This window comes from Collinsella aerofaciens (assembly GCF_028209395.1).
GTDB classification, from domain to species: domain Bacteria; phylum Actinomycetota; class Coriobacteriia; order Coriobacteriales; family Coriobacteriaceae; genus Collinsella; species Collinsella aerofaciens_AZ.
Genome location: NZ_JAQLDQ010000006.1, coordinates 93,312 through 103,839 on the forward strand (window position 1 = coordinate 93,312; position 10,528 = coordinate 103,839).

Below are 10,528 nucleotides of genomic sequence, written 5' to 3' on the forward strand. Positions count from 1 at the left end.
GCCCTTGTCGGCCAGGCCCAAAGGGCGGAAGCGAATATTACATAAGTGAATCGGGAGACGGCAGGAATGGCGACACCAGCGCCGTCGCGCCAAACAGAACAGCGCACCCAAAAAGCAGCGTTTCGTAGCTCTCGCCAATGCAGAAGGAGAGGGCCACGGGAATCAAAAACGTAAGTCCCAGTGAAACGGTGCTCACCACGCCGCCGGCGCTTCCCGCAAGTCCCTCGCGCACCTCGGGCAGCATGTAGGGCAGCGACTGAACGACCGGACCAGCGACGGAGCTCGAAACGCCGATCGCAAACATCAGCCCCACAGAAGGATGGGAGACAAAAGCCTCTCCTGCCCACATAAGGGCACTTCCCGCCATTGCGGAGATGGCCATAAACACGCGATAATCGCCAAATTGCGCCCGCACATAGGGTCCAGCCACGCTGCCGACAATCGATCCAAGCGTCACGAAAGAGGCGAGAAGTCCAGCAGCCTTGGGTTCAGTTGAAGCCTCAAGCGCTGAAACAAGATAACCCGAGTACGCCGTAGCCGATGCAAGGGCAACTCCAAGCAGTATCGCCACGAGCCAAACTATCGGCATCTTGATTACCGCCGCAAACGCACTTGCCGACGATGCAGCAGGCTCCGCGCCCTGAACGCCAAAGCCATCTGCAGCCTGCAGAACATCTGCCGACGGCGCAACCAGCAGCCACAGCAATCCAAACACGGCAAACAAAACCGCGGCAAGGGCATATGCTCGTCCGGGCGTTGCAAAGAGAGGAGAGGTTGCAAGCGAGCAGGCGATTCCGCCCGACCCCGCAGCGTAGAACCATCCCATGGCCCTATCGGTTTCTCCGCCAAAAGCGGAACCAAGCACTTTTAGAACGATGGCATTCACGACGCATGGTGCCGCACCCAGAAGCATGGTCGCCGTGAACAGCGTCGCAAACGATGCGCACTCCGCGCGAGCAGCCGCTGCAATTGCAGAAATCGCCGACGCGATGAATACGAGCGCCTTCACGCCATATCGATCGGCGCAAACGCCGACAGGCATGCCGAATACAACGGCAGGAACAAACGGGGCAAACAGGACGGCTGAAAACTCGGCCGAGGTCAGATGCAGGTCCGACACAACCAGATGTGTCAATCCCGACACCTGATACTGCGCGTAGTTCGCAGCAAACACGATGCCGCACACCACAAACAGCAGGGCATATTTTTCGACCGTCCCTTTGCTCACGTTCATCACCCTATCTATGCTTCATCCTTGCGATAGACGACGCGTCCGTTAAAGATCGTCGTCTCGACTTCGAGATCGCGAAGCGCCATCGGGTTCATTTCAAACGGATTGCCCGACAGGATGACGATATCGGCAAGCTTGCCGGCGGCAAGGCTGCCCAAACGGCGCTCAAAGCCCTCGACATATGCTGAGCCGAGCGTGTGCGCTTGCAGCGTCTCGCCGAGCGTCAGGGCATTCTCGCGGAAGTATCCCTCCGCCGGGTGCCCGTCAAACTCGCTACGCGTCACCGCAGCATACACGGTATCGATAGGATCGATTGACATCACCGCAGGCCAGTCAGTACCAAGCCCTAAGTGGATTCCGCCATCGGCCTCTTCCCTATAGCGCCACATGTGGCTCATGCGCTCTTCGCCAAGAGACTCCTCGTACACGCCCTGCCCAAGGCCTCCGATGGGATGCTGCGGCTGGACCGCAGCATTAATGCCCAGGCGCTTCATGCGAGCAATATCCTCGAGCTTCAGGTTATCTGTATGCTCGATAGCAAAACGCGCCCCCTTGTTGCCGCACACCTCCTCGGCACGCTCGACGGCATCGATAATCATCGTGGCCGATGCGTCGCCGATGGCATGAATACGAACATCGAAGCCATTCTTGCTGGCCTCGAGCATCATGCGGTCAAGCGTCTCCTGGTTGCATGCTGGTTCGCCGCGAAAGTCCTTCCCCGTAGGAGCGTTAAGATACGGCTCATGCATGTAGGCCGTGTACGCCTCGGGACAGCCGTCCAAAATGTACTTGAGACCCGCCATTCGGACGCGCTCGCCGTGATGACGCACACGCAGGGCCTGCGACTCTGCCATCGGAGCGTCGAGCGCAGAATAGTAGCTAATACGCAGCGTACTCAGGTCCTCGCTCGCCAGACGGTCATAGATGTCGTACACGCCGGGCGTGGTCACGCCCAAAGGATACATATCACCGATCGAAGTTATGCCGAGCTTGTTGAACTTGCGCATCGACTTGAGCAACGACGCATCAAGGTCCGGTTTGTTGAGCACAACATCGAGCAAGATGTTCGTCGCCTGGGGCTCAGACAGAAAGCCATTGGGCTCGCCGTTGTCAAAGTGGCGGATAAGGCCACCTTCAGGCGTCGGGGTATTGCGATCAATACCAACCGCCCTAAGCGCGGCGGTATTGCACCACACCACGTGCATCGAAAAATCCGAAAGCACGATTGGGCGGTCGATATCGAGCGCATCGAGGCTGCGGCAATCAGGGTCAATCGGGTTTTCCCATGCAGGCGAATACCAACCCTGGCCGTAAATCCACGGATTGTCAGGGTGTTCGGCAGCAAACTTTGCCACAGCATCCACGCAAGCCTGCTCACTCGGCAGGAACATCAGATCGCAACAGAAGTCTTCATCCTTCTGGATTGAACCAAGCGCAAAATGCATGTGTGAATCGTTGAATCCGGGCATGACCAGTTTGTTGCCGGCGTCAATAACCTCAGTATCGGGACCGATAAACGGCTGCACCTTGTCGGGAGAGCCCACGGCCACAATCTCGCTGCCGCGAACTGCAACGCACCCAGCGCGAGGCTCAAGTTCCTCGGCCGTAAACAGCGCCGTCGTCTTAAGGACGATATCGGCGGGAACCACCGATTCCATGGCTACTCACCGTCCTTGGCGGCGGCAGCCTGCATGGCCTTGCGGCCGAGCTCGGGCAGGAAGAAAACCGGAACCACGGAAAGCAGGAAGCAGAGGCTCTCGAGACCCATGTTCATAGTGTAATCGGCACCGGCAATGGCGGAGATACCGATAGGCAGGAAATAGCTCATGAGCAGGGAAATGGTGCCTACGATACCGCCAGCGGAGCCAGCATACTTATCACCAATCTCGGGAAGGAGGACAGGCATGGACTGCATGATCGGGCCGTTGATGGCGGTAAAGAAGCCATTGATGACCAAAATCGTCCACAGAAGGAAACCAACCGGGGTGTACCACGTCACGAACATCGATATGGCACCGATGAGAGTAGTGACGATGAGAAAACCCTTGAACTTTCCAAGCTTATCGCAGAACGCAGGCCCAACGATGCAGCCGAAAAAGCTGCCAACGGTAACAATTGCGGCCATGAAACCAGCAGTGGCGACGTCTATGCCCTTGCCAAGCTGAAGCGCCTGAGGCAGGAAACCGGCATAGGCAGTGGTAGAGGCAAGTCCAAAACCGACGCCGATGGAGATTAGCCACACGCCAGGACTCTTGATAGCAACCTTGATGTAGTCGAGCACGGGCTCGGGCTCGGGGAGCGATTGCCCCTCGGGCACATCTCGGTCAAGCACAATCCAAAGAACCCAGGAAATGGTCATGACGACAGCAGCGACCATATAAGAGTTAAAGACGCTGCCGAACAAGCCAGCGCAGATCTGAGCGACAACGATGGCAACGCACGAAGCCGCGTAGAACAAGCCCATGGCGAAACCAGTCTGTTCACGGAACCAGGTGCCGAGCACCTTGATGAGGTTGGCGTTGAGTGCCGAGATTCCCATGCCAATCAGGAACATCGATGTCATCTGCATCGTGAACGAATCGAGCGTAAAGCAACGGAGAAAACCGCCGGCAACCGAAATTGCGGTGCAAACCGTGACAACTTTCTTAGAACCGATACGGTCACCAAGGGCACCCAGCGGAATTGAGAAGAAAACGGCGGTAAGCATAGGAACGAGGAACAGCATCGAAAAGCCGACGGTATCGATATTGAGCATAGGCATGACCTCGACGGCGAGTGCTGAGACCTGGTACTGCATGTAGTTAGCCATAAAGCACAGCAAGCAAACGACTGAAACAATCGCCCAACGCCATGAAGGAAGCTTCTCTTCCATGATGACTCCTTTAATAAGTCGGAATAATCAAACAGCTTGGAGAACCGGGCCCTGGCTCTTAGGTATTCATATTTTGCGATTGGCCCCTCACCGAAACCATTCGGCTAACGGCTTATCATCATTCGAAAAAAGGAGTAGTATCTCTACGCAAATTAACTAAAATGCCAGCTAAACCACTACGCAATCTCATCGGAGGTCATCTTGAGCTTTTTGTCCGATTCTGAATGGCTCTGCTTAAACGATCTCGTGCTTTCGATTAATTCCATCGACAGCGACCGCGAGTTTCGCTCGACCGTCCTCAAAAAGCTGCGTTTTCTCATCCCCTACGAGTCGGCTGCATTTTTCCTGAGCGACCTTTCCAGGGATCTCGTATCCACCCCGCAAGAATGGAAAACGCGCGTCTTTCTTGACCCTCTTGGCATCGATGTCCCCGCTGGGATGCTCGAGCTCTACACCGAAAAGTACTGGCAGCAGGACATGATCGTCGCCCACCGCAATCTTACGCGCTCGACGGTGCTGCGCGAGTCCGATCAGCTCAGCCCTGGCGATATCGACAGCAGTTATATGAAGGATTATCTTGGCGGCCGCCACGTCGTCAACGTCAGTTTCTTTAATGACGAGGGCTTTTTGGGATCGCTCAATCTTAATCGCAAGAAAGAAGAGGGCGACTTTAGCGATCGCGAAGTTCAAATCCTTGAGCTCATCGAACCACACCTCACGAACCGACTATCAAAATGGCGTGTGCGCGCCGACCGCAGCTCGTCTGAAATCGTATTTGCTCACGACTACGACGTCTCAGCGCGCGAAATCGATGTGTGTCGTTGCGTGTTATCGGGCATGGACAACGCGGCCATCGCCGAAGAGCTCTCCATCAGCACTGGCACCGTTAAAAAGCATCTGGAGAACATCTTTCGAAAAACACAGGTCAACAGCCGCGTTGGGCTCATGGCGCTCCTTCAGCAGTACACGGCGCTCAAGCAGTAAGACCGTTCTCGCCCGCGAACCCGCTCACGCCCTATAAAACACGTTGTCGGCAAAGAAGTCGGTCGGCGGCTCCATGCAGGCGATCTCGCCATCAAACATCATGGCGATGTCGTCGGCTACCTGCTCGGCAAAATCCAGGTCGTGCGTTGCCATGATGACGGTGCCGCCAGCCTTCGCATGGTCACGCAGGGCGCGAGCGATGATGCGGCGGCTCTCCAGGTCCAAGCCCTTCGTGGGCTCGTCAAGCAGCAGCAGCTCGGGGCCAATCAGCAGCAGCTTTGCCAGCGCGAGCAGCTGGCGCTGTCCGCCCGAGAGGTCGTAGGGGTGACGCGTCTCCAGGCCGTCCAATCCCAGTTGCGCCGCACGCTCCCGCGCCAAGTTCTCGTCATATCCGCAGGTCGAGGCCCATTCCATCAGCTCATCGTGAACCGTCTCGGCAACCAGCAATGCTTTGGGGTTCTGAGGCAGCAGCGCCGCCGAGGCCGCTCCGCGCACCATGCGGCCGCGCTGCAGCTTGGCGGTCTTCGCCAGCACCGAGAGCATCGTCGACTTACCGCATCCGTTGCCGCCCACGACCGCATGCACCGCACCGGCCGAAAACGCCACGTCGAGCCCGCGCAGCACCCAACCGCCCGCGCGATCGTAGCGAAACCAGCTCCCTGCCAGGGTGGTAGCCGACCCGCCGTGCATTTTTTGGAGTATTCTGCTCCCATCCGTGCGCGGGAAGGCTTCCGAGCCGTTCTCGAGCGACGTTTGCGCCACAAATTCGGACGATTTGTCCAATTCCGAACTTTTTTTCGCGCTCGATACGTCCCCGGGCGGCTCCAGAGAGCCCAAATTGTCCTCACGCCTGCTGAATACTCCGTTTTTTGCACATCGGACGGCACCCCACCCCAACATGTCGTCGGAAAACAACGATTCTCGGCGTCCCAAAGAAGCCATATCCGCCACCTCGCGCACGCGACCGTCCTCAATCCGGTACGCACACGTCGCATACTCGAGCATTGGACGCGGTTGATGCGTAGCCACAACAACCGTGCAGCCCAACTCACGGTTCACGCGAAACAGCGCGTGCAGAAAATTCTTCTCGGCAACGGGATCGAGCTGAGACGTGGGCTCGTCGAGTAGCAGCACACGCGGACGCAGCGCCAGGACGGCGGCAAGCGACAGCAGCTGCTTGCGGCCGCCCGAAAGCGTATCGGTATCGCGATGAAGCCAGTCCTCCAGACCAAAGAAATAGCTGGTCTCAGCTACGCGACGGCGCATCTCATCACGTGCTAGCCCCAAGTTTTCCAGGCCAAACGCCATCTCGTGCCACACGGTTTCGCACACGATCTGGTTCTCGGGATCCTGGAACACATAGCCCACGCGCTCCGCCGATGCCCGCACGTCCATGTCGGCAACGTTCTCGCCCAGCACGCGCGCATCACCAGTGCGCTCGCCCGCCGGCGCGATCTCGGGCTTGAGCAGCGACAGCAGCGTCGACTTGCCCGAACCGGTACCGCCAACAAGCAGCGCAAATGCACCTTGGGGAACACGCCAATCAAGCCCCTCGAGCACCGGTGCCTCGGCCCCGGGATAGGCAAAACTAAGGCCCTGCACCTCAATCGCCGGAATATCCGGGCCGCACGCCGCGCCCGACACCGGGCCCCTATCCAACCGAGCCATCAGCCAAACCTCTTCTCATCAATCGCGTGCGACGCGCAAGGCAGCATCATCCAGGCAGCGTACACGACATAGCCCCGCCACGGCGCCGGCACCGAGAGCTGCGGATAAAACGAATACTGCGTTGTCGCGGTCCATGCCACCGCCACCGCGGCGGCACCAAACACCGCAAGCCCAGCCAGCGCGGCAACGTCGCTGCGCCCCAGTCGATACCGCGCATACGTCGTACGACGCGTCGCGGCACCCCACCCGCGCGAGCGCATCGCGTCCGCGCGCTCCAGCGAATCTTCCATGCCCCAGCCCATCAACACACTCGATGCCCGCAAACGCGAACGCACGGGGTCGGCCGGCGCGCTGCCCGGCACATCAATCGCATCCTGCACCGCCAGCACCGTACGACCGCGGCGCAAAAACTGCGGGATAAGCCTCATGCACATCGAGATCATGAGCGCAATCACCGGCGCGGCATTGCCCAGCAGCGCGAGTACCTTGTCGTATTCGAGCATCGATGCCGCCGCCTCAAACCACAACACGCTCGCCACAAACAGCCCGCCCATGCACAGGCCGTATACCATGCTCTCCAGATACACCGCGCGCATGCCAATACGGAACAGCTCCGTCGAACCCGAGGCGCTAAACAGCGGATTGAGCAGCGCGACGATCAAAATCACCGGCAGCTGCCAGCGGAGCGCGCCCAGCGTGCGGGCAGCCCCACGCGTCGCAAATCCATACGCCAGCCCGCCTGCGAGCGACAGCGCGATCAGTACCGGCTGCATCGAGAACATAGTGAGCCCCAGCGTCAGCACTATATAGAGTGCCGGCACAGCCGGATGCGACATCGAGAATGCCGCGACGGGCCCGCCGCCAAACTCCTCTCGTATGTTATCCACGGGCACCCCCGTTCCCTCGCTCAAACAACAGCTCCGCAGCACCGCCAACGCCGCACGCACGCAGTGCAAACGCCACGCCGGCGGCGCAAGCCTCAACCGCCGCAAACCAATCGTTACGCGCTCGTCATATGCCTGCGGTATCATATTGCGCCGTGTATCGTTTCCAAACACACGTCTCTATAACGTAACAGGAGATCACATGGACGCAACCGCAATTATCCTCGCTGCCGGCGAGGGCACCCGCATGAAGTCGAACCACTGCAAGGTTTCGCACAAGATCCTGGGTAAGCCCATGGTCCAGTGGATCGTCGACGCTACCATCAAGGCCGGCTGCAGCCGCGTCGTGGTCGTCATCGGCAGCCACGCCGACGAGATGCGCGCCCTCATCGACGGCGCCTACGCCAACAGCGCCACCAAGGTCGAGTGCGTCGAGCAGACCGAGCGCCTGGGCACCGGCCACGCCGTAAAGGTCGCGCTCGAGGCCTGCGGCATCACGCAAGGCCCCGTCGTCGTGCTCAACGGCGACCTGCCGCTCATCACCGCCGACACCGTCGCCAAGTTCGCGCAAACCGTCGCCACCGGCGAGCTCGCCTGCACCGTCATGACCATGACCCCGCCCGATCCTTTCGGCTACGGCCGCATCAAGCTGGGCGCCGATGGTCAGATCGAGCGCATCATCGAGCAGAAGGACTGCACGCCCGAGCAGGCCGCCACGCTGCTGGAGTGCAACGCCGGCTGCTACGCATTTGACGGCACGCAGCTCGCCGCCCACATCAACGAGATCGGCAACGACAACGCGCAATCCGAGTACTACCTGCCCGACATGCTCGAAATCCTCAAGGGTCACGGCCAGGCAGTCTCCATCTTCCACTGCGACGACTACCGCGACGGCCTGGGCGTCAACAGCCGCATCCAGCTCGCGCAGCTCACCGCCATCGCGCGCGACCGCATCAACGAGCACTGGATGGCCGAGGGCGTCACGTTCATCGATCCCACGCAGGCCTGGATCGGCCCCGACGCCGTTATCGGCCGCGACACCGTCGTGTGGCCGCAGACGCACCTAATCGGCCACGTCACCGTGGGCGAGGAGTGCCAGCTCGGCCCCAACAGCCGCCTCACCGACACCACCGTCGGCAGCGGCTGCACCATCGATGAGACCATCGCCATCGAGGCCGTCATCGAGAACGGCGTCGACTGCGGCCCGCGCGCCTACCTGCGCCCGGGTACCCACATGCTCGACGGATCCAAGGCCGGCACGCACGTGGAGATCAAGAAGTCCACGATCGGCGAGGGCTCCAAGGTGCCGCACCTGTCCTACATCGGCGACACCACCATGGGCTCCGGCGTCAACGTGGGCGCAGGCTCCATCACCTGCAACTACGACGGCGTGCACAAGCACAAGACCGTCATCGGCAAGGACGCCTTCATCGGTTCCGACACCATGATGGTCGCGCCCGCCCAGATCGGCGACGGCGCGCTTGTGGCCGCCGGCTCCGTCATCACCGAGCCGGTCCCGACAGATGCACTCGGCCTGGGCCGCGCCCGTCAGGTAAATATTGAGGGCTGGGCCGCCAATTACCGCCGCCGTCTGCACGAGGACGACAAGGCATAACGTTTTACCAAGCATCTAAGGAGCTGTTCCATGGGGGGGCGGCTCCTTTTTCTATCGTGACCTGCGCGGCCGGATGAGTGGTCGGTTCGTGTCCGTTGGCGGTAAAGACGTTATCAAGACTCGATAAACCCCGCCGCGCGGTTACAATGCAACAAGGCATCTATATGGCATTCGATATAAAGGAGAAGGGTAATGCCGATTAATGATCCCGAGAAGTCGGAGAATATGCGCAAGTCCATCCGCGTGTATTCCGGTTCCTCCAACCGTCCCCTCGCTCAGAAGATCGCTGAGTACCTTGGGGTCGAGCTTTCGGGCCTTACGCTAAAGCAGTTCGCCAACGGTGAGATTTACGCCCGCTACGACGAAACCGTCCGCGGCGCCGACGTCTTCCTGATTCAGTCCGTGGCCGGCGGCAACGTCAACGACATGCTCATGGAGCTGCTCATCGCCACCGACGCTGCCAAGCGCGCATCCGCCCGCTCCATCACCGCCGTCATCACCCACTACGGCTATGCCCGCCAGGACCGCAAGGCCGGCCCGCGTGAGCCCATCACCGCCCGCCTCGTCGCCAACCTGCTCGAGCGCGCCGGCGTCAACCGCATCATCACCCTCGACCTGCACCAGGGCCAGATCCAGGGCTTCTTCGATATCCCGGTTAACCACCTGTCCGCGCTGCCGCTGTTTGGCCAGTACTACAACGACATGCACTTCGACACCGACAACCTGGTTGTCGTCTCCCCCGACGTGGGTCGCGCCAAGGCCGCCAAGAAGCTGTCCGACATGCTCGGCTGCGACCTGGCCATCGCCCACAAGGGCCGTCCGCGCCACAACGCCGCCGAGGTCATGGGCATCATCGGTGACATCAAGGGCAAGACCTGCATCATCAACGACGACATGATCGACACCGCTGGCACCCTGTGCGCCAACGTCAAGGAGCTCAAGGCTATGGGCGCTGGCGACATCTACGTCTGCGCCACCCACGGCATCTTCTCCGGTCCGGCCATCGAGCGTCTGAACGACGCCCCGATCGTCGAGTGCCTCGTCACCGACGCCATTCCCGTCGAGGTCGGCGGCAAGATCAAGACCATCTCGGTCGCCGAGGAGTTCGCTCAGGCCATCTCCGCCGTTTACCACGAGGAGCCCGTCTCCACGCTCGTCGGCGGCGATTTCGCGCTGTAGTCGCATCGTCCTTACAACCCGGCGCATCGCCGTCGGAACAGAAGAAACCCCCGCGCCTGTCTCTTATACACATCTGACGCTGCCGACGACCATAG

At 60.1% G+C, this 10,528-nt stretch carries 8 protein-coding genes; 3 read left to right on the plus strand and 5 right to left on the minus strand.

What is annotated here, in order from left to right:
• Nucleotides 1-37: 37 nt before the first annotated feature.
• The 3 genes from PMW67_RS04400 to PMW67_RS04410 are packed head-to-tail and all read right to left on the minus strand — an operon-like array spanning nucleotide 38 to nucleotide 4,103.
• Nucleotides 38-1,228 (minus strand): MFS transporter, encoded by a 1,191-nt coding sequence (locus PMW67_RS04400; RefSeq protein ID WP_158558638.1) that lies wholly within the window; start codon nucleotides 1,226-1,228, stop codon nucleotides 38-40.
• Between the two features lie 14 nt (nucleotides 1,229-1,242).
• On the minus strand, nucleotides 1,243-2,889 hold the full coding sequence (locus PMW67_RS04405; protein ID WP_117840351.1) for an amidohydrolase: 1,647 nt from the start codon (nucleotides 2,887-2,889) through the stop codon (nucleotides 1,243-1,245).
• A gap of 2 nt (nucleotides 2,890-2,891) precedes the next feature.
• On the minus strand, nucleotides 2,892-4,103 hold the full coding sequence (locus PMW67_RS04410) for an MFS transporter (RefSeq protein ID WP_124785728.1): 1,212 nt from the start codon (nucleotides 4,101-4,103) through the stop codon (nucleotides 2,892-2,894).
• Between the two features lie 210 nt (nucleotides 4,104-4,313).
• Between PMW67_RS04410 and PMW67_RS04415 the strand changes: the two genes are divergently transcribed.
• Complete coding sequence (locus tag PMW67_RS04415; RefSeq protein WP_124785727.1) at nucleotides 4,314-5,087, plus strand: helix-turn-helix transcriptional regulator; 774 nt, start codon at nucleotides 4,314-4,316, stop codon at nucleotides 5,085-5,087.
• 24 nt (nucleotides 5,088-5,111) lie between these two features.
• Here PMW67_RS04415 and PMW67_RS04420 read toward each other — a convergent pair whose 3' ends face one another.
• Nucleotides 5,112-6,755, minus strand: coding sequence for an ABC transporter ATP-binding protein (locus PMW67_RS04420; RefSeq protein WP_117840353.1), 1,644 nt, complete (start codon nucleotides 6,753-6,755; stop codon nucleotides 5,112-5,114).
• Entirely contained in the window at nucleotides 6,755-7,642 is an 888-nt protein-coding gene (locus PMW67_RS04425; RefSeq protein WP_231500817.1) for an energy-coupling factor transporter transmembrane component T, read from the minus strand. The genes PMW67_RS04420 and PMW67_RS04425 overlap by 1 nt, the downstream gene beginning before the upstream one ends.
• A 199-nt stretch (nucleotides 7,643-7,841) precedes the next feature.
• Here PMW67_RS04425 and glmU point away from each other — a divergent pair, with 199 nt between their 5' ends.
• Complete coding sequence (glmU, locus tag PMW67_RS04430) at nucleotides 7,842-9,254, plus strand: bifunctional UDP-N-acetylglucosamine diphosphorylase/glucosamine-1-phosphate N-acetyltransferase GlmU (protein WP_271738839.1); 1,413 nt, start codon at nucleotides 7,842-7,844, stop codon at nucleotides 9,252-9,254.
• 192 nt (nucleotides 9,255-9,446) lie between these two features.
• Nucleotides 9,447-10,433: a ribose-phosphate diphosphokinase gene (locus tag PMW67_RS04435; protein ID WP_022094252.1), complete on the plus strand. Its 987-nt coding sequence runs from the start codon at nucleotides 9,447-9,449 to the stop codon at nucleotides 10,431-10,433.
• Nucleotides 10,434-10,528 lie beyond the last annotated feature (95 nt).

Excerpts from the sequence above, each read along its gene's own strand:
- PMW67_RS04405 (WP_117840351.1), bottom strand. The coding sequence starts at position 2,889 with ATGGAATCGGTGGTTCCCGCCGATATCGTCCTTAAGACGACGGCGCTG.
- PMW67_RS04410 (WP_124785728.1), bottom strand. The coding sequence starts at position 4,103 with ATGGAAGAGAAGCTTCCTTCATGGCGTTGGGCGATTGTTTCAGTCGTT.
- PMW67_RS04420 (WP_117840353.1), bottom strand. The coding sequence starts at position 6,755 with ATGGCTCGGTTGGATAGGGGCCCGGTGTCGGGCGCGGCGTGCGGCCCG.
- glmU (WP_271738839.1), top strand. The coding sequence starts at position 7,842 with ATGGACGCAACCGCAATTATCCTCGCTGCCGGCGAGGGCACCCGCATG.
- PMW67_RS04435 (WP_022094252.1), top strand. The coding sequence starts at position 9,447 with ATGCCGATTAATGATCCCGAGAAGTCGGAGAATATGCGCAAGTCCATC.